Source organism: Paenibacillus sp. SJS-P3, assembly GCF_056711585.1.
The window spans coordinates 3,787,389-3,809,462 of record NZ_CM160043.1 but is presented as its reverse complement, the minus strand read 5'-3'; the positions used below and the strand labels follow the sequence as shown (position 1 = coordinate 3,809,462).

Annotated in this window: 23 protein-coding genes; 16 read left to right on the top strand and 7 right to left on the bottom strand. The window is 59.0% G+C overall.

Annotated features, from left to right (window positions below; genetic code table 11):
* Positions 1–5: 5 nt before the first annotated feature.
* The 8 genes from AC06G8_RS17535 (at position 6) to AC06G8_RS17500 (ending at position 8,129) form a co-directional block, all read left to right on the top strand.
* Positions 6–521, top strand: a complete 516-nt coding sequence (locus tag AC06G8_RS17535) for a DUF456 domain-containing protein (RefSeq protein ID WP_480283423.1) — start codon at positions 6–8, stop codon at positions 519–521.
* Between the two features lie 41 nt (positions 522–562).
* Positions 563–1,294, top strand: a complete 732-nt coding sequence (locus AC06G8_RS17530; protein ID WP_480283422.1) for a ThuA domain-containing protein — start codon at positions 563–565, stop codon at positions 1,292–1,294.
* 185 nt (positions 1,295–1,479) lie between these two features.
* On the top strand, positions 1,480–3,159 hold the full coding sequence (locus tag AC06G8_RS17525) for a putative polysaccharide biosynthesis protein (RefSeq protein WP_480283421.1): 1,680 nt from the start codon (positions 1,480–1,482) through the stop codon (positions 3,157–3,159).
* Positions 3,160–3,225: 66 nt separating this feature from the next.
* On the top strand, positions 3,226–3,588 hold the full coding sequence (locus AC06G8_RS17520; protein WP_447663990.1) for a thioredoxin family protein: 363 nt from the start codon (positions 3,226–3,228) through the stop codon (positions 3,586–3,588).
* Positions 3,589–3,850: 262 nt separating this feature from the next.
* Positions 3,851–4,759, top strand: coding sequence for a COX15/CtaA family protein (locus tag AC06G8_RS17515; RefSeq protein WP_480283420.1), 909 nt, complete (start codon positions 3,851–3,853; stop codon positions 4,757–4,759).
* 9 nt (positions 4,760–4,768) lie between these two features.
* Positions 4,769–6,541 carry a UbiD family decarboxylase gene (locus tag AC06G8_RS17510; protein ID WP_480283419.1) on the top strand — a complete coding sequence of 591 codons (1,773 nt, stop codon included), beginning with the start codon at positions 4,769–4,771 and terminating at the stop codon, positions 6,539–6,541.
* A 61-nt stretch (positions 6,542–6,602) separates the two neighbouring features.
* Positions 6,603–7,319, top strand: coding sequence for a Cthe_2314 family HEPN domain-containing protein (locus AC06G8_RS17505; protein WP_480283418.1), 717 nt, complete (start codon positions 6,603–6,605; stop codon positions 7,317–7,319).
* 21 nt (positions 7,320–7,340) lie between these two features.
* Positions 7,341–8,129, top strand: a complete 789-nt coding sequence (locus AC06G8_RS17500; RefSeq protein ID WP_480283417.1) for an SDR family oxidoreductase — start codon at positions 7,341–7,343, stop codon at positions 8,127–8,129.
* 83 nt (positions 8,130–8,212) lie between these two features.
* Here AC06G8_RS17500 and AC06G8_RS17495 read toward each other — a convergent pair whose 3' ends face one another.
* Positions 8,213–8,458 (bottom strand): NifU family protein, encoded by a 246-nt coding sequence (locus AC06G8_RS17495; RefSeq protein ID WP_048744982.1) that lies wholly within the window; start codon positions 8,456–8,458, stop codon positions 8,213–8,215.
* An 87-nt stretch (positions 8,459–8,545) separates the two neighbouring features.
* On the opposite strand from AC06G8_RS17495, the gene AC06G8_RS17490 reads away from it, so the two are divergent.
* Entirely contained in the window at positions 8,546–8,815 is a 270-nt protein-coding gene (locus tag AC06G8_RS17490; RefSeq protein ID WP_480285461.1) for a YuzB family protein, read from the top strand.
* Between the two features lie 3 nt (positions 8,816–8,818).
* Here AC06G8_RS17490 and AC06G8_RS17485 read toward each other — a convergent pair whose 3' ends face one another.
* Positions 8,819–9,886, bottom strand: a complete 1,068-nt coding sequence (locus tag AC06G8_RS17485) for an NAD(P)/FAD-dependent oxidoreductase (protein WP_447663911.1) — start codon at positions 9,884–9,886, stop codon at positions 8,819–8,821.
* Positions 9,887–9,951: 65 nt separating this feature from the next.
* Positions 9,952–11,055: an aminofutalosine synthase MqnE gene (mqnE, locus tag AC06G8_RS17480; RefSeq protein WP_480283416.1), complete on the bottom strand. Its 1,104-nt coding sequence runs from the start codon at positions 11,053–11,055 to the stop codon at positions 9,952–9,954.
* A gap of 418 nt (positions 11,056–11,473) precedes the next feature.
* On the opposite strand from mqnE, the gene erpA reads away from it, so the two are divergent.
* Positions 11,474–11,833, top strand: a complete 360-nt coding sequence (erpA, locus tag AC06G8_RS17475; RefSeq protein WP_021882070.1) for an iron-sulfur cluster insertion protein ErpA — start codon at positions 11,474–11,476, stop codon at positions 11,831–11,833.
* Positions 11,834–12,265: 432 nt separating this feature from the next.
* Positions 12,266–12,691: a hypothetical protein gene (locus tag AC06G8_RS17470; protein WP_480283415.1), complete on the top strand. Its 426-nt coding sequence runs from the start codon at positions 12,266–12,268 to the stop codon at positions 12,689–12,691.
* A gap of 155 nt (positions 12,692–12,846) precedes the next feature.
* Here the strand turns inward: AC06G8_RS17470 and AC06G8_RS17465 are convergent, their stop codons facing one another.
* The 3 genes from AC06G8_RS17465 to AC06G8_RS17455 all read right to left on the bottom strand — a co-directional run bounded on the left by AC06G8_RS17465 (position 12,847) and on the right by AC06G8_RS17455 (position 14,343).
* Entirely contained in the window at positions 12,847–13,161 is a 315-nt protein-coding gene (locus tag AC06G8_RS17465) for a DMT family transporter (protein WP_480283414.1), read from the bottom strand.
* A 66-nt stretch (positions 13,162–13,227) separates the two neighbouring features.
* Entirely contained in the window at positions 13,228–13,599 is a 372-nt protein-coding gene (locus tag AC06G8_RS17460) for a DMT family transporter (RefSeq protein ID WP_480283413.1), read from the bottom strand.
* A gap of 165 nt (positions 13,600–13,764) precedes the next feature.
* On the bottom strand, positions 13,765–14,343 hold the full coding sequence (locus tag AC06G8_RS17455; RefSeq protein WP_480283412.1) for a TetR/AcrR family transcriptional regulator: 579 nt from the start codon (positions 14,341–14,343) through the stop codon (positions 13,765–13,767).
* 261 nt (positions 14,344–14,604) lie between these two features.
* Here AC06G8_RS17455 and AC06G8_RS17450 point away from each other — a divergent pair, with 261 nt between their 5' ends.
* On the top strand, positions 14,605–15,063 hold the full coding sequence (locus tag AC06G8_RS17450) for a DinB family protein (RefSeq protein WP_480283411.1): 459 nt from the start codon (positions 14,605–14,607) through the stop codon (positions 15,061–15,063).
* A gap of 245 nt (positions 15,064–15,308) precedes the next feature.
* Here the strand turns inward: AC06G8_RS17450 and AC06G8_RS17445 are convergent, their stop codons facing one another.
* On the bottom strand, positions 15,309–16,964 hold the full coding sequence (locus tag AC06G8_RS17445) for an FAD-binding dehydrogenase (RefSeq protein WP_480283410.1): 1,656 nt from the start codon (positions 16,962–16,964) through the stop codon (positions 15,309–15,311).
* Positions 16,965–17,270: 306 nt separating this feature from the next.
* On the opposite strand from AC06G8_RS17445, the gene AC06G8_RS17440 reads away from it, so the two are divergent.
* From AC06G8_RS17440 to AC06G8_RS17425, 4 genes are all read left to right on the top strand, one after another.
* Entirely contained in the window at positions 17,271–18,032 is a 762-nt protein-coding gene (locus tag AC06G8_RS17440) for a response regulator (RefSeq protein ID WP_480283409.1), read from the top strand.
* The gene (locus AC06G8_RS17435) at positions 18,029–19,105 is read left to right on the top strand and encodes a sensor histidine kinase (protein WP_480283408.1); all 1,077 of its coding nucleotides are present in this window, start codon (positions 18,029–18,031) and stop codon (positions 19,103–19,105) included. The genes AC06G8_RS17440 and AC06G8_RS17435 overlap by 4 nt, the downstream gene beginning before the upstream one ends.
* A gap of 114 nt (positions 19,106–19,219) precedes the next feature.
* Entirely contained in the window at positions 19,220–19,996 is a 777-nt protein-coding gene (locus AC06G8_RS17430; RefSeq protein WP_021880094.1) for an ABC transporter ATP-binding protein, read from the top strand.
* The gene (locus tag AC06G8_RS17425) at positions 19,971–21,917 is read left to right on the top strand and encodes an FtsX-like permease family protein (protein ID WP_480283407.1); all 1,947 of its coding nucleotides are present in this window, start codon (positions 19,971–19,973) and stop codon (positions 21,915–21,917) included. The genes AC06G8_RS17430 and AC06G8_RS17425 overlap by 26 nt, the downstream gene beginning before the upstream one ends.
* Positions 21,918–22,074: the final 157 nt, after the last annotated feature.

Sequence of the window (22,074 nt, the reverse complement as noted above, 5' to 3'; positions counted from 1 at the left end):
CGGCGATGACGCTAGCAATTATCGGCTGGATTCTCGTCGTCATCCTGTTCCTTGTCGGCATGGCCGGAACGGTCTATCCGATCCTTCCGGGAGCGCTCGCCATCTACGCGGCCTTTTTCGTCTACGGCCTCTTCATCAGCTTCTCGCCGTTCGGCTGGATGTTCTGGACGATCCAGACGCTCATCGTCGTCGTCCTGTTCATCGCCGATTACGCCGTGAGCGCATGGGGCGTCAAGAAATTCGGCGGCTCCCGGGCATCCGTCGTCGGCAGCACGATCGGGCTGATCGTCGGCCCGTTCGTCATTCCGGCGTTCGGCCTCATCATCGGCCCGCTGGCTGGAGCGATGATCGGGGAGCTGTACAAGATCGTCATGGACAAGGAGCCCGTATCGGGACCGATCCTGAAGCGCACCTTCATGTCCGGCATCGGCGCCGTCGTCGGCCTGCTGTCGAGCACGGCCGTGAAGATCGTCCTGCAGCTCGCCATGATCATCCTGTTCATCCTCTGGCTCGCATTCTGATGTCCATCTTCCCAATATCTACTTAAAGGAGTTCACCATCAATGATCAAACTGACGATCTGGAACGAATTCGTCCACGAGAAAGAACATGAGGAAGTCCGCAACGTCTATCCGGACGGAATCCACAACACGCTGGCCAAAGGGCTTGCAGACTCCGGCCTCGACATCAAGACGGCAACGCTCGAGGAAGCGGAGCATGGCCTGAGCGAAGACGTCCTGAACAACACCGACGTCCTGATCTGGTGGGGTCATATGGCGCATGACCGCGTCGAGGACGCCATCGTGGAGCGTGTCCACAAGCGCGTCATGGAAGGCATGGGCCTCATCGTCCTCCACTCCGGCCACTTCTCCAAAATCTTCAAGAAGCTCATGGGCACGGGCTGCGACTTGAAATGGCGCGAAGCCGGCGAGCGCGAGCGCATCTGGGTCGTCGATCCCGCGCATCCGATCGCAGCCGGCCTGCCGGAGCAGTTCGCGCTGGAGCAGGAAGAAATGTACGGCGAGCACTTCGATATCCCGGCTCCGGACGAGCTTGTGTTCGTCAGCTGGTTCGAAGGCGGCAACGTCTTCCGCAGCGGCTGCACGTTCCACCGCGGCCAAGGCAAGATCTTCTACTTCCGTCCGGGCCACGAGACGCATCCGACTTACTACGATGCCAACGTGCTGAAGGTCATCTCCAACTCCGTCAAATGGGCGGCACCATCCGGAGCGGCTGTTCCGGTGCGCGGCCAGAGCGTGCCTTCGCTGGAGCCGATCTCGCCTAAAAACGTATAGTTCCAGCAGCGGGGCAAACCCGGCTGCAGCAGAGCCCATCGATCCCGCAGATTTCTCTGCGGGATTTTTTATTGCCGCGGCAGCGCATGGCCGATTCGGGATGGACGGGTGTGGGGGGGAACCGTTTTGTGGTACACTAGCAGGGTCATTCGTATTATTCGTGAAGGAAGAAGGAACCCGACAACATGGTCAAAAAAGACTCCCTCATCCGGGGCACTCTGATTCTGGCGGCGGCCGCGCTCATCGCTCGGGTGCTCGGACTGTTCCAGCGGGTTCCGCTGGATTATATGTTCTCCGGACCCGGCAACGGGTATTTCGGCATCGCCAATACGGTCTATCTATACCTGCTCATCATCGCCACGGCCGGCATTCCGAGCGCCATCAGCAAGATGGTTTCGGAACGCTACGCGCTCGGAAGGCCGCGCGAAGCCCAGCGGATCTACCGCGCCGCGCTGCTGTTCGGAGCCGTCACCGGCGTCCTGCTGTCGACGCTGCTGTACATATTCGCGCCTTACTACGCCTCCAGCTTCGTCCGCACGCCGGAAGCCTCCTCATCGATCCGGGCGATCGCGCCGGCGCTGCTGCTGTTCCCGATCATCGCGATGATGCGCGGGTACTTCCAGGGCAGGCAGATGATGTCGGCAGGCGGCATTTCCCAGATCGTCGAGCAGATCGCGCGTGTGCTCGTCGGCATCGGACTTGCGCTCATCGTGCTCAATCTCGGCTGGACGGACCGCTGGATTTCCGCCGCCGCGACTTTCGGCAGCGTGTTCGGCAGCATCGGCGCCTTCCTCGTCATGCTGTATTACGCCCGCAAGCTGAAGCGCTCCGACATGGAGGAGGAGCGCTCGCTCGGCCGGGCGGCCCGCGAGAGCGCGGCAGCGTCCGAGGCAGCGGCTCCTCCGGTGCGGCTGCGCAGCATCTACAAGGAAATTTTCGCCATGTCGGTGCCGATCGTCGTCACGGCGATGACGGTTCAGTTCATCTATCTGATCGACTCGACCTTCTTCATCCGTTGGACGGACAGCTATTACAGCGCCTATGATACGGCGAGCCGCATCCGCGACTATCTCATCTTCAACGCGCAGTCGATTGCCGGCATCCCGCCGATTCTGGCGATCGCGCTCAGCCAGTCGATCATTCCGGTGCTGTCCGCCGCCAATTCCGTCGGACGGCTGGATGAAGTGCGCAAGCAGGCTTCGCTCGTCATGCGCATCGTCGTCTTCACCGGCGTGCCTGTCGCCCTGGTGCTGACGGTTGGAGCGCATTCCGTGAACGGGCTCCTGTTCTCGGATCCCGGCGCCAGCGGCGTCGTGGCCGCTCTGACGATCGGCACGATCTTCCAGATCACGATGATGACGAGCAACTCGATCCTGTTCGGACTCGGCAATCCGCGTCCGGCGATGATCAGCGCCATCATCGGCTACGCCGTCAAGATCGTCGGCAGCCTGGCGCTCGGCCCGCTGCTGGGCGGCTACGGCTTCATCATCGCTTCCATGCTCTGCTTCATGATCATCACCTGGCTGAATATGAGGGCGATCCAGAACAAGGTGAAGCTGAACGTGCTCGGCCGCCGCTGGCCTGCATACCTGCTGACGATCGTCATCGCCGCCGGGGCAGGCTACGGGACCGACATGACCGTCAGAGGCGTGCTCGGCTCGATTCTCCCTTCCAAGCTCGTCTTTTTTGCCGGCACCATCGCCACTGGCGCCGTGATGGGCATGTTCTACCTGTTCCTGCTCATCGCGCTCGGCGTCATCAGGGAAGCCGACGCAAGCTCCTTCCCTGGCCCTCTGCGCAAGATTCTGCTTCCTCTGGTCCGCCGCTTCGGGCGCCGGGAGACGGAAGCGCACGGTTCCCGATAATGATCCTCCCGGAGGCTAGGCGGCAGGACTTTTACAAAACGGTTCAAACTCGGTACGATAGAGTAAATCCATACAAAAAGGGTGATTGACATGCGCAAAGTAACGACCGACGAACAGTTCCGCGAAACCGTCGCCTCTTCCGGCGTCACGGTGGCTGTCTTCAAGACGACCTGGTGTCCCGATTGCCACTTCATCGATCCGTTCATGCCGGAGATCGAGCAGAACTACGCGGGCAAGATCGAGTTCATCGAGATCGACCGCGACGATCTGCCCGAGCTATGCTCCGAGCTGAACATTCTCGGCATTCCGAGCTTCATCGCTTTCCGCGAAGGCAAGGAAGTCATCCGCTTCGTCAGCAAGCTGCGCAAATCGAGGGACGAGATCGAGCAGTTCCTCGGCCGCGCGATCGAAGTATCCGCCGCGCTGTAAGCCTCGGCGCAGCCCGGCTTGGCAGCCAGCCCATCAGGGGCCACTCTCTGATGGGCTTTTATGCTGCATGCGTTATTTATTCCCCGTTAAGGGCATGCAAGCTGCCAGCTTCAGCGGGACAAAATAACGCCGGAATGCTTGTACAAATCATGTCTGATCCGACGCGGAATGATGCCATTATCGTCACATTTTCAACATGGCTTTTGCATTTTTTTGCCGCTATAATGAGGGTTGTATCCATCGAAGGGGTGACTAACAAACGATGATCTCCCGCCTATACCGCCTGCTTGCATGGATGTCCAGCATCGGCATGTTCCTCGTCCTGCTTGCAGGCGCTCTCGTGACCAATACGGGCTCCGGAAGGGGCTGCGGCGATGACTGGCCGCTATGCAACGGCAAGTTCATTCCCGCCTTTACCCTCGAGACAGCCATAGAATATTCGCATCGCGTCGTGACCGGACTGGTCGGCATCATCGTCGTAGCTACCTTTGTCATGACCGTGATGGTCTACCGCCGCTTCCGCGAGCCGCTCTGGTTCGCTGGCCTGACGCTGTTCTTCACGATCGTGCAGGCGCTGATGGGCGCCGCTGCCGTCGTCTGGTACCAGAGCCCTCCCGTCATGGCGCTCCACTTCGGCATCTCGCTGCTTGCGGTCGCCTCGACGGTGCTGCTCGTCCTGTGGGTGAGGCGGATGGACAAGGGGCATGATCCCGCCTCGGCATCGATGCTTCCAGGCTCCGTGTATACCAGGGTTTTATCTGCGGCGATCTATTGTTACGTCGTCGTTTACCTCGGCGCCTTCATCCGCCATACAGACTCTGGAGGGGGCTGCCTCGGCTGGCCGCTGTGCAACGGCGAGCTCGTTCCGGAGATCAATGGAGCGACCGGCATCGTCTTCGTCCACCGGATCGCCGGACTGATTCTTTTCTTCGTGCTTCTCGGCCTTTTCCTTCATGTCCGCAAGCAAGCCGGAAGCGCCGACCCGGCCGCGCGCTCTGCCCTTTGGGTGCTCATTCTGGTCATTTGCCAGATTTTCAGCGGCGCATGGCTGACCGCGACCATCGGCAACGACCAATGGTTCATCTTCACCAATATGGTCCACAATCTCATCATTACGATCTTGTTCTCCATCCTTATAGACCTGGGTGTCCAAGCCCGGAAGAGACGTTAGGAGCCGATCATGACTTTTGCAAACCTAAGGCAATTCGTAGAAGCGCTGCGCAAGGACAACGACCTGGCCGTCATCGAGGCTCCGGTGGATCCGAATCTGGAGCTGGCGGAAATTCACCGGCGCGTGATCGAAGAGGAAGGACCTGCCCTGCTGTTCACGAACGTGAAGGGCAGCACCTTCCCCGTCCTGACCAATATGTTCGGCACCGCCCGCCGCGTCGATCTGGCGTTCGGCACGAAGCCCGAGGAGCTGATGAAGACGGTCGTCGGCGCGATGGACCGCCTGCTGCCGCCAACGCTCGGAGCCGTATGGGGCGAGCGAGGCATGGTGAAGGATCTGCTCAAGGTAGGACTCAAAAACGTTCCGAACAGCGCCGCGCCGGTCATGCAGGCCGTCCGCAGGGAAAACCCGCTGAAGGGGCTGCCGTTCCTGACCAGCTGGCAGGATGACGGCGGTCCTTTCGTCACGCTTCCGCTCGTGTATACGGAGCATCCGTCCCATCCGAAGAAGCATAATGTCGGCATGTACCGCATGCAGATCTTCGACGACTCGACGACCGGCATGCACTGGCAGATCCACAAAGGCGGCGGCTTCCATTATCACGAAGCGGAGAGGAACAACCAGGAGCTGCCGGTAAGCGTATTCCTCGGGGGACCTCCGGCGCTGATCGCCTCGGCGATCGCTCCTGTTCCGGAGCATCTGCCGGAGCTGATGATCGCATCGCTCATTCTCGGCAGCAAGCTCCCGGTCACCCAGGATCCGCTGGGACGCCACCGCATTCCGGCGGAAGCCGAGTTCTCGATCCACGGCAGCGTGCCGCCGCATCTGCGCAGGCCCGAAGGCCCGTTCGGAGACCATTTCGGCTATTATTCCCTGCAGCATGATTTCCCGGTATTCAATGTCAGCCATGTGCATCACCGCAAGGATGCGATCTACCCGGCGACGATCGTCGGCAAGCCGCGGCAGGAGGACTACTACCTGGGCGAATATCTGCAGCGGCTGCTCAGCCCGGCTTTCCCGATGGCCATGCCTGGCGTGAAGGATCTGTGGGCTTACGCGGAGACCGGCGTCCACGCCTTGGCCGCCGCTGTCGTGCGGGAGAGCTATTCGCGCGAGGCGCTTGCGACCGGCTTCCGCATTCTTGGCGAAGGCCAGCTGACGCTGACCAAGTTCCTGATGCTGACCGACCAGCCGGTCGACCTGTCCCGCTTCGACATGCTGCTGGAGACGATTTTGGAGCGCTTCCGCCCGGAGACCGACCTGTTCGTCTTCGACAACACATCGCATGATACGCTCGATTACACGAGCGGCAAGCTCAACCATGGCAGCAAGGCGCTTTTGATGGGCGTCGGCGAGCCTGTGCGTGAACTGCCGCATGAGTATACGGAAGGCCCGATCGCCGAAATCAGCGACATCGCGGTTTATTGCCGCGGCTGCCTGACCGTCTCCGGAGCGGACTATGCTTCGGATCCGGAGCTTGCGTCCAAAGTATTGGAGAGAGCCGCCGAGAAAGGAACCGACTGGCCGCTGATCGTCCTGGTGGACGACGCCAGCTCGGTCGCTTCGGCCCAGACGCCGTTCCTGTGGACGGTATTCACCCGGTTCAATCCCGCGGACGATATCTATGCCCTGTCCGAAGCGAGGCGCCATCATATGGCCTATCGCCTTCCGATCATCATCGATGCCCGCATGAAGCCGGGGTATCCGGACGAGCTGTTCCCTCGGGAGGATATCGTTTCTCTGGTCGACGGCAGATGGAAGGAATATTTCCCTAAATCCTGAATGCCTGAAGGTTTTTGGCTCTGCTGCACAGAAGCTAAGAAAATCCGGAGGAGGAAGGTCCATGCTGAGAATGTTGTTCGGGGAAGCGCCGGCCAAGCCTGAGGGCAAGATGGCCGAAGCGGTCCAAGCGATGGCCGATTATGCCTCCCTTCTCCACAAGCTCGTGGAGGAAGGCAAGGACCGCAATCATAAGGCGCGGACTTACGAGGTATGGACGATCGGCCTGATCGCTTCCCTTGATGAGCTGGAGCAGAGCTGCTACGCGGCATCACGCTTCTGCGCGATGGTCACGAGCTCCAGCGTCGAGGACATGGGCCCGGATGAACGGCTGAATTACAGGCGCTACGTCTATTTCGACAAAAATGCCTTCATCCGGCTGTTCGCATTGCTGGACAAGCTGGGCACGCTGCTCAATGACATGCTGTCGCTGGAAACGGAGCAATTCAAGAGGCAGTTCTCCTACTTTACGGTGCTGCACCGGATGAGGGACAAAAAGCTTCATCCGGGGCTTGCCGGTCCGCTCACGGATATCAAGAACCAGTATGACGAGCCGATCGTCCGATTGCGGAAAAGGCGGAATGTCGAGATCCACAGCATGAACTCCGAGCTGCAGGACGATCTGATGCAGCTGCATCTCAACTTCGGAGACGAAGTGAAGCTGGAGGATATCAACAGCCAGATGGAGGATCTGGCCCAATGCCTGGACATGGCGGCGGGAACCGTCCATCTCGTGTTCGATTATGCTTTGTCTCTATTGAAGCCTGCCGTAAGCAAGTGAGTCGAGGCAAGGAGGAGAAGCGTGGAGCTGCATGGAAAAACGGCGCTCATAACGGGCAGCGCCAAAGGGCTGGGCAAACGGGCGGCCGCTGAGCTGGCCCGGCTGGGATGCGATATCGTCCTGAACTACCGTTCCAGCGGGGCGGAGGCCGATGAGCTCGCTCGGCGCTTGGCACAGCAATACGGAGTGCGCGCGACCGCGGTGGAAGCGGACATCGCCGACCCCGGCGACACGGGCAGGCTGGCCGAGGAGGCGCTGAAGCTGAGCGGAAGCGTCGATATTCTGGTGAACAATGCCGGCCCGTTCATCCGGGAGCGGAGAGTATTCGCCGATTATGACGATGAGGAGATCATTTCCCTGCTTCATGGCAATCTGCTTGGCGCAATGCTGCTTGACCGCAAATTGCTGCCAGGCATGCGCAAGAGCGGCTGGGGACGCATCATCCATTTCGGGTTCGGCCATGCGATGGAAGGCAGGGCGTGGCCGCATCGTGCCGTCTATGCGGCGGCCAAGACCGGCCTCGTCTCCTTCACCAAGACGCTTGCCGTCGAGGAAGGCGAGCATGGCATAACGGTCAACATGGTCTGTCCCGGCGATATCCGGGGCGACTTCAAGGAGAAGTCCATTGCCGACGTCGACGGAATGAGAGATCCGGATTCGCCGCTCGGCCGGCCTGGCACCGGAGAAGACGTGGCAAGGGTCATTTCGTTCCTCTGCCTGCCGCAATCGGACTTCCTGACCGGCAACATCATCGATGTGACAGGCGGCTTCGATCCGATTCGCACGAGCATCAAGCCGGTCCAGCCCTGAGACAAAAGCACGAGCGGCCGATCGCCTCCAAGGAGGCAATCGGCCGCTCGTCTGTATATCGCGATGATGATGGATGCGGGCAATTAGAAGACTTGCATGACCTCTTGCACGCCTTCGACTTCTTCAAGCAGGGCGCGCTCGATGCCGGCCTTCAGCGTGATGGTGGAGCTGGGGCAGCTGCCGCAAGCGCCCATCAGGCGAAGCTTGACGATGCCGTCTTCCACGTCGACGAGTTCAACGTCGCCGCCGTCGCGCTGCAGGAAGGGACGGAGCTTGTCAAGAACGTCCAGTACCTCATCATACATCGTGCTTTGTGCGTTTTCGCTCATTGCAATCAACTCCTTTCTTATCTATTATAATACAAAGCCATTCAATTGAAAATGGACGGCAAAGCAAAGAGGTGAAACGACATCATGTTGAAACCGATCATCGAATTCTGCTCCAGCAATATGCATCACGGCACCGACCGGCTGATGAAGCAATACGAGCTCGATCCCGAGCTTGAAGTCATCGAATACGGCTGTCTCGGCAACTGCGGCGAATGCTATTTGTTCCCGTTCGCCATGGTGGATGGAGAGATCGTGAGCGCGGGGAGCGTCGAGGAGCTTGAAGCCGCCATCTCAGCAAAAATCGCCGTCAGCGCCGCCGAGCGCGCCGCGCTGGACAAGCTGATCGACGATTTATAGAGCTTAGCCGAAATGATTTTTGGAGCGCCACAGCACGCCGGTTTTGAGCACTCGGGGCACACGGCCCATAATGGCCGTCTTGCCCATGAGGCCGAAACCGGCTTTTTTGCCGAGCGAACCGAGCGTGCCCTTGAGCTTTATCTGTCCAAGCTTGGGCGTGCGGCCTTTCCATACGGCCTGCATGACGTCGGCCACTTGCTTGCCCATCGCTCCCGCCAGCTGTCCGCTGGGAGAGAACGGCACCGAGGCGCAGTCGCCGATGACGAACACTTCCGGATGGTCCGGGAGCTGATGCAGCTCGTTCACGACGAGCCGGCCCTGGTTGTCTTTGGGCACATTGAGATCCTGGACGACATCGACCGGCTGGATGCCGGCCGTCCAGATCGTCGCATCGGTATAGATTGGCTCCGGGGAGTTGCCGTCATGCAGAATGCCGCCCTCGAGCAGCTTGAGGGAGACGTTGCCCCTCATTTCCACATGATGCTCCAGGAACCATGACGACACGTACGTCTTCAGCTTCGTCGGAAATGCCGAGAGAATGCTCGGTCCGCGGTCGATGATGCGGATGTTGAGATCGCCTCTGCTCTCGCGCAGCTCAGCCGCGATCTCGACGCCGCTGAGGCCTCCGCCGATGATGGATACTTGGCCGTAAGGCTTGACGTCTCCGATCCTGCGGTACGTCCTGCGCGTCGCGGAGAACGTCTGGATGCTGCTGGAATATTTCTCCGCGCCGGGAATGCCGTGATAGTTGTCCGTGCAGCCAAGCCCGATCGACAGCCAATCGTACGACACGGGATCCTGGCCTTCCAATAGGATGTGCTTGTTCTCCAGATCGATACCCGTCACTTCACCGTAGGTGATCAGCAGACGGGGGTCGTTAGGGAACGCGACGCGCAGCTCGATCTCCGGCGAAGTGCCGGCAGCCAGCGCGTAATATTCCGTCTTGAGGCCTTGGAAAGGCATGCGGTCGATCAGGACGATGATGGTATCGGACGGAATGTCCCCGTCAAGCAGTTCCTGAGCCAGAGCCATGCCGCCGTAGCCGCCGCCCAAAATGACAAAACGTTTCATGATATCCCAACCCTTGTTTCACTATTCAGCTGATGTGAACCTAATATGCTCGCCAGCCGTTCTTCTTACTCAAATACCTTGACTTCATTGTAGAAGGTGTCGCGTTCGACCGGAATACGTCCCGCACCCTTTATTAACCAGATCAGGTCTTCACGTGACAGACCTTCCGGAGTCAGGGCGCCAGCCGCATGGCTGATGCGCTCGCGAACCAGCGTTCCGTGCACATCGGATGCGCCCATCGCCAGCGATACCTGGGTCAGCTGAGGGCCGATATTAATGAAGTAGGCCTTGATGTGATTGAAGTTGTCCAGCATCAGGCGGCTGATCGCGATCGTCTTGAGGTCCTCGAAGGCCGAATTGCGGCGGCGGATGCCCGCCCTTGGGCTGGCCGGCTGCATGGAGAGCGGGATGAACACGAGGAAGCCGTTCGTCTCGTCCTGCAGCTCGCGGATCGACATCATGTGCTGGATGCGCTGCTCGTGGGTTTCCACGGCGCCGTACAGCATCGTCGTATGTGTCTTGATGCCGAGGTTATGCGCGGTCCGGTGGACGTCCAGATACTGGCTCACGTCCGCTTTCTCGACCCTCATCTTCTTGCGGTATTGGTCCGACAGGATTTCGGCGCCGCCGCCCGTCAAGGATTCGAGGCCGGCGTCCCGCAGCTCCTTCAGCACGCCTTCATAGCTGAGGCCGCTGATGCGGGAGAAGAAATCGATCTCGGCCGCCGTGTACGTCTTGAGCGTCACATGCGGATATTTCTCCTTCAGCGCCTTGAGGGAATCCACATAATATTGGAAGGGAACATGGGCATTATGGCCGCCGACGATGTGGAACTCGCGCACGGTTGGCGTAATATGCTGGTCGACGTATTGGATCATTTCTTCCGGGGTGAGCGTATAAGCGCCTTCGTCCCCCTCATCCTTGCGGAAACTGCAGAAGGCGCAGTGGGCTTCGCAGACGTTGGTGAAATAGAGCGTCATCGTATCGATGAAATAAACCTTCTTGCCGTTCTTGCGCAGGTTGACCTCGTTGGCCATCTGTCCGATGCTGAGCAGATCGTCGGAGCGGTACATAAACACGCCGTCTTCAAGCGTCAGGCGCTCGCCGGCGGCTACTTTCTCGCGGATGCCCTGCATGACGGAGGCTTCCGTCGGAGTAATGATATTCATGAATAGGACCTCCTTGTCCGTTCCAGTTCCTGCGGCCCGTGCGCCACCTCGGCGGGTCCGGCCCGCGGTTGTGGGAAGCTGCAGGTCAAGCGTCCTGCTTTGTGAAAAAAAGTACTTATTCGTGCGTCGTATGCAAACAAATCGTATTCATTATAAACCTTGAGTTGTTAAGCTTCAACAGGAAAACGGCAAAAGATCAGTGATTTCAAGGGAGTTATGGAGACGGGTTGTCCGCCTTGGGCGGACGCGGTAATGAGGTAAAGCGCCCGCGGACATCTGTTCCGTGCAGGCTCATGCCCGGCTTGACCGCCGCGCGCGCCGGACGGACGCTTGTTTCCGCTCCAGCTTGCTTGAGCCCCGGGTGCAATAGGAGTATACTTGAATCAATCGCCAGCTTTGACAGGAGGATGAAAACGATATGATCGAGATCAGTGAAACGGCCTCGGATAAAATAAAAGAAATGCTCGCCGCCGAAGAAGCAGCGAACTTGTTCCTGCGCGTCGGCGTCAAGGAAGGCGGCTGCAGCGGCTTCTCCTACGGCATGGGCTTCGACGACGAGCAGAAGAGCGACGACCAGGAGCTCGACGTCAACGGCGTGAAGGTCGTTGTGGACAACGACAGCGCCAAGTACCTGCGCGGCCTCGAGATCGACTGGAAGGAAGGCGCCATGGGCGGCGGCTTCACCATCCACAACCCCAACGCCACCGTTACCTGCGGCTGCGGCTCAAGCTTCCGCACGGCGAGCGACGCCGGCAAGCCGAAGCCGGACGAGTGCTGAGGAGCTTTGCAGACAAGGCTCTGAGACTCTTGAGCAGGAAATAAGTGTTCCAAGGTCTGCATGTTGATAGTGCGAGAAGAGCTTCACAAGAGTTGTAAATTGTTATTTAGAAATTTAACAATTCGCGATTTGTTGGATTGATATTATCAATTCGCGTCACGACAATTATGGGATGTGAATTCCACCTCCCGAGTATGTATGTTGCACATACATACTCGGGAGGTTTTTTTGTGTTGAACAGAAAACAGCAAATAGTTCCAACCAGAAGTCGTTTTGAAAAGAGATGATATACCGAGGCTGACATTTAACCGCGTCATAGGTCCTCCAGCGGAGATATTTATTGTTCTTTCGAGATCTCCATTTATGGATATATTTATACCATCCATATATATGCTGTGATAATCTTTAGGCAAAAGGGAAAGGAAGATGCCCATGAAGAGAAAAGGAATAGGTGCTCTGCTTGCTCTGCTGCTCTTGTTTGCTTTTACCGCCCAACCGCTATTGGCGGCCCCCAAAGCTGCAAGCGTCAAAGTCACATTCGTAAGCGCGAAGCTCGTCGAGAACAATCATGTCGGCAACGAATGGTGGTATGAAGCCCGGGCGGGCAGCAAGGAGATTGAGGAGGGCCATTCTGTCACGCTGACGTTAAAAGGCAGCGAAACCACAAAGCTGAAAGTGGACGTCGAGGAACAGGACAAGATTCCCGACATCGGACAAGGCAGCGCGACCATCAAGCTGTCTAATATAAAGGGCACGGTGACAAAAAAAATTAAAGTGACCGTCGTCGAGAATCGCGGCCGCTATTCAGGAAATACCGCGACATGGGAGTTCGCTTTTAAAATCTCGAAAGCTTCGTAAAATCGAATAAAAAGATTCCCGCAACTCCGAAGACGATGAGCAGCCAACGGCGTGATGGTCGTTGTGGGCAACGACAGTGCCAAGTACCTGAGCGGTTTTGAATCGACTGGAGCCCCGGAAGCGAGTCCTCTCGTTCCGGGCTTTTTTAATTGAGTTCAAGATACCGCCTTCAGACCGCTCACGCCGATCACGATCAGCAGCAGGCTCAGCATCCGCATCCTGCTTTTCGATTCGCCGAAAAAGATCATGTTCGCCAGGACGGCAAGCGAGGTTCCGAGCCCGATCCATACCGTGTAGGCAACGCTTAGTTGGAGATATTGAAACGAAGCGTACAGCAGGATGAACGATGCCGCGAAGCCTCCGGCGAACAGCAAGGCGTTCAGCCAGCTTTTGCGCTTGGAGAAGCGGCTGAGTCCTACGACTCCGGTCACTTCGCAGACAGCGGCGGAAAAAACTAAGATCCAGCCCATGATGATAACCTCCATGTTGTCTTTATAAATGCTTTGAACCGGCCATTGGATGCTTGCCGGTTTATTTTAGCTGTTGGGGGAGGAATCGGCGCTTTTGCCGTCCGCCAGCTTCAGCATGACGATTCCGGTCAGCAGCATAATCATGAACAGGCTCTTGGCGACGCTGAAGGTGCCCCCGAACAGGGTGACGTCCATCAATGCCGTGCCGATGGTTCCGGCTGCGGCGAACAGGGCGTAAACGGTGCCGGTAGGGATGAACTGGCAAGCCCGATAAAGGAAGTAGAAGTCGATGACGATGAGAGCGGCGATCAAGACGAAGTGCCAAGGCAGATTCGCGGTATGGAAGCCATATACCCAGATCCATTCCATGAGGCAGGTCAGTCCGACGAACAGCCAGCCTAATTGCGGCTTGGCGGCTTTGATTTGTTGCGCATGCATGATAGACACACCTTTCGAGATGAATGAAATCATTTAGGAATGAAACGGTTAAACGAATAAAAGGGTGAAACGAATGAATCGTCATAGGAATGAAGTCCTGATATCAGTAAAATCTTTTTATGAATGAACGTCAGTCATTATCTGCTGTGAAAAGACGGACAGCCGTCATTTCACTCCCAGCCCAGCGGCCAGAAACGCTTTAAGCTCCGCAACATGCTCCTCTACGACTGCGCTGTCCGTGGCGGCGTACAAATAATTCTGCTCGGCGGCGGTTTCGATAAGCCCGAGGACAAGCTTGGCTGCGTAGCCGGTCGCGAGGGAGGGGCGTATTTCGCCTCGTTGCTGGAACTGGACCAGCCGTCCGGTGATCCATTTGTAAATAGGGTCGTAAATGACTTCCCATTCCCGGACATGCTCCGTCTGCGTAATGCCGGAGTAGATCAGTGTGGACAAATCCTGATGCTGCTCGGTAACCTCGAAGATCGCTTCCACCATGCCGTCCAGCTGCTCTCTGGCGCTGCCGCCGTCATCGATCGCATGCAAGCGGACGAGAATGTTCTGGACCATCACCTCCGCGATCGCGGGCATGACCGACAGCTTTGAAGGAAAATACAAATAAAAGGTGCCTTGGGCGATTCCTGCCGCTTTTACAATGTCGGAGATTTTGGTTTTTTCCATGCCCTTCTCCTGCAAGACCGCAATGGCGGCATCGATGATAAGCTGTCGTTTATCCAAGGGAAGCACGATCCTTTTCACTTATGAATGAATGTCAGTCATTTATGTTTAGTTTGCTTGTTCCCTTGCAGGATGTCAAGGTTCAGGGCCGGTGCCGCTCTGTCTGGACCTATAGGGGAAGAAGCGCCATGGAGTGTAAGAAGCGCAGCTAAGAGATTGCAGCTGCATGGCGCAGGCGCCGCATGATGAAATGCCTGCTGCAGTCCGTTATAATTAGAAATGCAATTATTCATCATTGACCAATCCCATTCACCTAAGGAGAACCATGAGATGACTGACATCAATGGATTTATCGCCGAGTGGCGCAGCCACCGCAACGTATTGCCTCAAATGCTGGAACAGGTAACAGATGAGCAGCTGGGCATGAAGCCTTGGGAGCAGGCCATGTCATTGTCCGAGCTCGTCGTCCACATCGCCGGCTCGATGGCCATGTTTGCCGCGACGGTTGCGAACGGCTCTTTCAAGCCGGGAGACAAACCGAACCCAATCCATACGGCCGATGAGCTTCGGGCGTTTGCCGCAGCTGCAACGGAACAGGCGGAGGAGCTGCTTCGCTCGATCGGCGGGGAGCAATTGGAGCGGGAAATCGATTTCTTCGGAAACGCGATGCCGGGACATGTCCTGCTTCAGAACGCGAAGGATCATGAGATTCACCATAAAGGCCAATTGTTCGTCTATCTGCGCTTGGCCGGCATCGAGAAGCTGCCTTTCTTCGTCAGCCGCGGGTAGCAGCGGACGTTCAACTGACGTTCCAACAGCCAGGCGACGGCACATGGCCCGAAGACGTTTGCAAGCAAGTGCTCTTCGGACGGGCCGAGCTTGCAGTCATGATCTTTGTTCGAACTCATAAGGAAGCCCCGGCGTCGGATTTGATCGCCGGGGCATTTTTATATTCAGAGGATAAAGGAGAACGCCCAGCCAGAGCACGGCCAGCTGAATCCGTGCGCCAACTTGATGTGGCCGCTGAGGCTCTGTTAATGAAGCTGCTCGGAGAGCGCCCGTCCCGCTTGCCGTCCGGTGAACAGGCAGCCGCCGAGGAAGGTGCCCTCCAGCGCTCGGTAGCCGTGCACGCCGCCGCCTCCAAAGCCGGCCGCTTCGCCTGCGGCGTAGAGGCCGGGAACGGGAGCTCCCTCGGAGTCGAGCACCCGCCCGGTCAGATCGGTCTGGAGGCCTCCCAGTGTCTTGCGGCTGACGATCCGCAGCCGTACGGCGATGAGAGGGCCATGGGCCGGATCAAGGAATTTATGGGGAGCCGCCGTACGGATGAGCCTGTCGCCGAGATAGCTCCTGGCTCCCCGGAGCGCCACGATTTGCAGGTCTTTGGAGAACTTGTTGTCTATTTCGCGGTCTCTGGCGACAAGCTGCCGTTCCAGCTCGGCGGATTGGATGAGCGAGCTGCCGGCTATCCGGTTCATGCCTGCAGCCAGCTCGGCCACGCTGCCGGCTGTGACGAAATCCTCGCCATGGTCCAGGAAGGCCTGGACCGGACCGGGGACGGAAGAGAGGGCCCGCCCCAGGACGCCCCGGATGCTCTTGCCAGTCAGATCCGGATTCTGTTCCGAGCCGGAGAGGGCGAATTCCTTGCCGATGACCTTATGGGTCAGGATGAACCAGGAGTAATCGTACCCCGTATCCTGGATGGCTTGGAGTGTGCCCAGCGTGTCGAAGCCGGGGAAATTGGGGGCGGGAAACCGCCTTCCTTCGGCATTCAGCCACATGGAGGATGGACCGGGCAAAATCCGGATTCCATGGAGGTCCCAGACAGGGCTCCAGTTTTTGATGCCCTCGGTATAATGCCACATCCGGTCCCGGTTGACGATGCGGCCGCCCGCCTGCTCTGCGATGCCGAGCATCCGCCCGTCGACGTGGGCCGGGACGCCGGACAGCATCGTCGCGGGCGGGCGGCCGAGCCGCTCCGGCCAGTTCTGCCTGACGAGCTCGTGGTTCGCGCCGATTCCTCCGCTGGCCACGAGCACGGCTGAGGCATGGAATTCGAAATCGCCTATTGGCTCGCGCGAGCTCGCTTCGCCGCGTCCGGCCACGCTGGGCTCCAGCACGGCTCCATGCACCCCGGCGATGGCTGCCCCTTGCTTGATGAAGCCGTCGACCCGGTGGCGGGGACGGTAATCGACAAGCCCTGACGTTATGGCGTCCCGGACTCGGGCCTCGAAAGGCTTCACGATTCCAGGTCCCGTGCCCCAGACGATATGGAAGCGAGGCACGGAATTGCCATGCCCCTCGGCAAGATAGCCGCCGCGCTCCGCCCAGCCCACCACAGGAAAGAAGGAGATGCCGAGGGAGCGCAGCCAGGCGCGCTTCTCTCCGGCGGCGAAGTCCACGTAGGCCTCTGCCCACTGGCGGCCCCAGCGGTCTTCATCCTCCGCGCGGTCGAAGCCGGCGGAGCCGAGCCAGTCCTGAAGGGCAAGCTCACGGGAATCTTTGATGCCCATCCTGCGCTGCTCAGGCGAATCAACGAGAAACAGCCCTCCGAACGACCACCAGGCTTGCCCGCCCAGCGACGCTTCCGGCTCTTGATCGACGAGCAGCACTTTCTTGCCGGCAGCGGCGAGCTCGGATACGGCGGCGAGCCCGGCCAGCCCCGCTCCGACTACGATGACGTCGTAGTTCATGGATGGACCCCCTATATCGGAATAAAGCGTTTTCAAGCATGAACGGGTTTGACTCAATCGTTCTGTATGTGGCCTGCCAACCTGCCGGTGGAACTGACTCGAACATTCACCATTGAACATAACCAATAGATGCCAAACTGTAAAGCAATCTTGAATCAGAAGCCGCATCCGGTCCATCGACCTCTCTTGGGAGCTGCGCTTGGTCGGTTCCGCCCCGCCTTCTCCATGGCCTCTCACCTCCCGACCTAAGCCCGGCTCATGGTTTTTCCCTTTGTGGTAAACTTTCCTTATATGGAGGGGAATTCTATGTACCGAATCACGATCGTCGAGGACGATGACAAAATCGCCGAGCAGCTGGCGGGAGCGCTGGAGCGTTATGGCTTCCAGCCGCAGCGGGCGGCCAGGTTCAAGGATCTGAACGAGGACTTCCGCGAGCACACGCCTCATCTGGTGCTGATGGACATCAATCTGCCGTATTTCGACGGCTTCTATTGGTGCCGCCAATTCCGCCAGCATTCCAAGGCTCCCGTCCTGTTCATCTCCGCGCGCTCGGGCGAGATGGATCAGGTGATGGCGATCGAGAACGGCGGGGACGACTATGTGACCAAGCCGATCCATCTGGATCTGCTCATGGCCAAAATCAAAAGCGCGCTGCGCCGCGCTTACGGAGAGTACTCGACTGCGGCTGACGCCGCAGCCTCCGGCGATGCCGATCAAGCCGTCGCCATGGGCGCTCTCGGCCTGGATGCGAGCCGCAGCCTGCTGGAATGGCAGGGCGGCTGCGTGGAGCTGACCAAAAACGAGCGGCTGCTCGCGCAGAGCCTGATGGAGGGCGGAGGCCGGATCGTATCCCGGGACAGCCTGCTCGAAAATCTGTGGGACGACACCAGCTTTGTCGATGACAATACGCTCACGGTCAACGTCACCCGGCTCCGCCGCAAGCTGGAGGAGATCGGCCTTGGAGGCGTGCTGGAAACGGTGCGCGGACAGGGCTACCGGCTGAATGAGGCCGCGCTTCGCGAAGCCGGAGCAGGCCGTCCGTCCACTGCCGGAGAAAAACAGGAATGAAGTCGCACTCGGCTCTGCTGCTTTATTTGCGCGGCCAGTTGTTCAGTCTTGCCGTCGTGGCGTCATCCCTGCTGACCGGAGCGGCGATCTGGTACCTGGAAAGGGTGATGTCTTCCGCCGGCGTCGATTGGGCGGTTCTTGGTTATTTCCTGCTCTTGTCGCTCTGCGTGACAGGAGCCGGACTGACGCTCGGCTACCTGCGCCAGAGGACTTACCTGAAGCAGCTGCTCCGGATGATCGGGCAGCCGGCCGGCTGGAAGCCGCTGCTGTCGCCGGTCACGGCGGAGCAGAAAAAAACGGCCGAGCTGATCTCGGTGCTCGGCCATCAGAGCCAGGACCGGCTCGAGCAGCATAACCGCGAGCGGGAGCTGCACCGGCATTTCGTGTTCCAATGGGTGCATCATATGAAGACGCCGGTATCCGTCATCGATCTGATCGCGCAGAACGCGGCCAGCAAGCCGGGCCTTGTCGGCCAGGAGCTTCAGGATGCCTCGGCCAGCCTCCGGGAGGAAACGGACAAGCTGACCCGCGGCCTCGAGCAGATGATGCACACCGCCCGCCTGGACGAATTCGCGATGGACTTCCATCCGAGGCGCGTCTCTCTTCACGAGGCCGCCCGCACGGCGGTCAACGCGCACAAGAGGCTGATCATCGCCGCCGGCGTCTATCCCCGCGTCACGGGGGAGGGCTGGGTCGAGACCGATGAGAAATGGCTGCATTTCCTGCTTGCGCAGCTGGTGGCCAATGCCGTCAAATACTCTCGACCCAAGCCCGGCAGCAAAAAGCTGGTCATCGCGATCGTCGGCCAGGCCGGCGGACGGACAAGCATCTCCGTCCAGGATGAAGGCATCGGCATTCCGGCGCAGGATATTCCCCGAGTGTTCGATCCGTTCTTCACCGGAGAGAACGGCCGCAAGACGGAGGAGTCGACGGGCATGGGCCTCTATCTGGCCCGGGAGGTCGCCTCGCGCATGGGCGTCGGGCTGGAGCTGGAATCCGCGGCGGGAGAGGGGACGACCGCGACTCTGTCCTTCCACGGGGAAGCCATCCATAAGGATCTCCATGTCAGGTGACAACTTTGTAAGGCGGGCTGTAAGCTGAATCAATGGGCCGGCTCCGGCCTCCCGGCTATACTTGGAACCAAGCCACATACAGAGACAAGATAGAATCGGGAGGATCCAAACGACATGAACATACTCGAAGTCAACTCGCTGGGCAAAATATACAGCACCAAAGGCGAAGTCAGCTACAAAGCTCTGGAAAGCATCGATCTCAACGTCGGCGCAGGGGAGTTCGTCGGCATCATGGGACCGTCTGGCAGCGGCAAGACGACCCTGCTCAATCTGCTGTCGACGATCGACAAGCCGACATCCGGCACGATCCAGGTGCGCGGCATCAACCCGGCCGGCCTGTCCGAACGCAAGCTGGCGCTGTTCCGGCGCCGCGAGCTCGGATTCGTGTTCCAGGATTTCAACCTGCTCGATACGCTCAGCCTCAAGGAAAACATCGCGCTTCCGCTCGTGCTCGACGGCGCTTCTCCGTCCAAGATCGAAGCGGCGCTGGAGCCGGTGGCGGCTCTGCTCGGCATCGCTCCGATATTGGCGAAGCGCCCTTATGAAGTATCGGGCGGCCAGAAGCAGCGCGCCGCCATCGCGCGGGCGATCATCCACCAGCCGTCGCTGCTGCTGGCCGACGAGCTGACGGGCAATCTCGATTCCAAGTCGGCCAAGGACGTCATGGAGTCGCTGAAGGACCTCAATGAACGGCTCGGCGCGACCGTGCTGATGGTGACGCATGACCCGTTCAGCGCCAGCTACTGCCAGCGGATCATTTTCATCAAGGACGGCCGCTTCTTCTCGGAGATCCGCCGCGGGGACAACCGGCAGGCGTTCTTCCAGCAGATTCTGGACTCGCTCAGCGTGTTGGGAGGGAATTTCGATGACGTTCCGTTCGCTCGCGCTTAACAACATCCGGGGCAGCTGGCGCTCCTACGCCGCCTTTTTCCTCAGCAGCGTGTTCTCGGTCATGATTTTCTATCTGTACGCCTCCTTCCTCATGCATCCCGATGTGGCAAGAGGCCACATCGTCCATGCCAACGAGGTCAAGCCGATGATGAAGTTCTGCGAATATCTGATCGTCATCTTCTCGTTCTTCTTCGTGCTGTACTCCAGCTCCGCTTTCCTCAAGACAAGGAAAAAGGAGTTCGGCCTGCTGTCGCTGTTCGGCACGACACGCGGCCAGCTCCGCAAGATGGTCGTCTACGAAAGCATGGCCATCTCGGTGCTCTCCATCGGGGCGGGACTCGGTCTGGGCATCCTGCTCAGCAAGCTGTTCCTGATGGCGCTGGAGGTGCTGCTGCAGAGCGATGTGCCGATTCGCTTCGCCATTCCTACCCAGGCGGTGCTGCTTACGGGCGGAGGCTTCCTGCTGCTGTTCTTCGTGATCGCCCTCATTACGGCGATGACCGTAGGCAGGCAGCAAATCGTCGAGCTGCTCGGCGGAGCGAGGCGGCCTAAGAAGGCGCCTGCCGCATCGCCCTGGCTGTCTGTTCTCGCTGCGGCTTCCCTCGCTGCGGGTTATGGGCTGGCCTGCTGGATGACGCTGATGAACTTTCTGATTTTCGCGCTTCCGATCATCGGCCTGACGACGCTCGGTACGTACTTCCTCTACACGCAGCTGAGCGTGGCCGTTCTCAATCTGCTCAAGCGGAGCAAGGGCATTTTCTACAAGCGGACGAACATGCTGGTCATCTCCCAGATGTCTTACCGGATCAAGGACAACGCGCGGGTGCTGTTCGTCGTCACGATCCTGAGCGCGGTCGTTATGAGCGCGGCCAGCACGGTGTTTGTGTTCCAGAAGCTGCAGCGCGATCAGATCCTGGAGCATACTCCGTTCACGGTCGGATATGTGGAGCGCGGCGGCGGCCATCCGGTCATGGACCCGGCGCAGGCCCGCAAGCTGCTCGAAGACGGAGGAGGCCGCATCGCCGAGCAGGTGGAGCTCCAAGGCGTTGTGGCGAAGGGTCTCGCCGCGGCGGCGGCTGGCTGGACATCCGACGATTCCCGCAAGGCGATGGCGGTGTCGGCTTCCGACTACAATCGGCTGGCCGAGCGGGTTGGATTGGAAGCGGTGAAGCCTGCCGAGGGCGAGGCCGTCATCAGCTTTCCTTATAAGGAAATGAAGGGAAACAAAACGAAGCCGAACGAAACCGTCTCCGGCCAAGCTGGCGGAAAGAGCTTCGAGCTGAAGCTGCAGAAGATCGTGTACGGCAGCGTCTTCAGTTCCGTGAATGACGCGACTTATCTGCTGGTCGTCGCCGATTCCACGCTCGGAGCATGGAAGGGCGGGGCTCCGTCGGCGGAGCGCCTCTATGCATACGGCTTCGAGCTTGGCGATTGGGAGCGTGCCCTGCCGGCCGTCCAAACCTTCGAGAAGGCGCTCACGAAAGAGCAGAAGAGCTTTGTCCAGAGCTACAGGGTCGAGAGCTACCGCGACATGAAGCAGTCGATCGGCCTGACCATCTTCGTCGGCCTCTTCATCAGCATCCTGTTCTTCGTCGCCGCAGGCAGCCTGCTTTACTTCAAGCAGTTCACGGAGCTGCAGGAGGATCAGAGCCAGTTCCAGGCGCTGCGCAAAATCGGCCTCACCGCCGGCGAGCTGCGCCGCACGGTAGCGACTCAAGTCGGCATCCTGTACCTTGCGCCCTGCCTGCTCGGCATTGTCCACAGCGTATTCGCGATGTTCGCCTTGGGCACGCTGATCGGAACGCCGGTCTGGATGTACGGACTCATCATCATGGGCATCTATATTCTGCTCCAGGGCGTGTATTTCCTGATCTCCTGCACAGCCTACACGAGGAGCATTCTGAAGCTGCCCGCAAGCTGAGCCGAGCCCGATCCCAGTGATCGGGAGAGTGGGCCGATGGGCATGGCACGCCTTCGCGAGAAGCAATCGAAGTGCGAGTTGTTCCCTCGTACTGGCAATAGAAATCGTGTGATAGGCAATGGAGCCAGATAAGTGTTCTCGTCAAAAAGAGCGGACC